Below are 212 nucleotides of genomic sequence, written 5' to 3'. Positions count from 1 at the left end.
CTTCTTTTTTACTTCGATAAGACGTTTAATATCATTAAGTGATATATCTAGGCTGCGACAATGTTTTACGAATTCCAATTGTTTAAGTGCTTTACTATCATACAGCCTGAAATTACCTTCTGAACGGTTTGGATTTAACAGTAATCCTTCTCTTTCATAATATCGAATCGTTTGTTTTGCGCAGCGCGTTTTTTTAGACAATTCGGCTATTT

The 212-nt window shown here is 33.5% G+C and carries 1 protein-coding gene; it reads right to left on the bottom strand.

What is annotated here, in order from left to right; all coding sequences use genetic code 11:
• Window positions 1-210: MerR family transcriptional regulator (locus tag CWB65_RS19410; protein WP_138741280.1), on the bottom strand; the 210-nt coding region annotated here is incomplete at its 3' end.
• Window positions 211-212 lie beyond the last annotated feature (2 nt).

Source organism: Pseudoalteromonas sp. S554 (genome assembly GCF_005930865.1).
Lineage (GTDB): Bacteria > Pseudomonadota > Gammaproteobacteria > Enterobacterales > Alteromonadaceae > Pseudoalteromonas > Pseudoalteromonas marina.
This window is presented reverse-complemented; position numbering and strand designations above follow the sequence as displayed.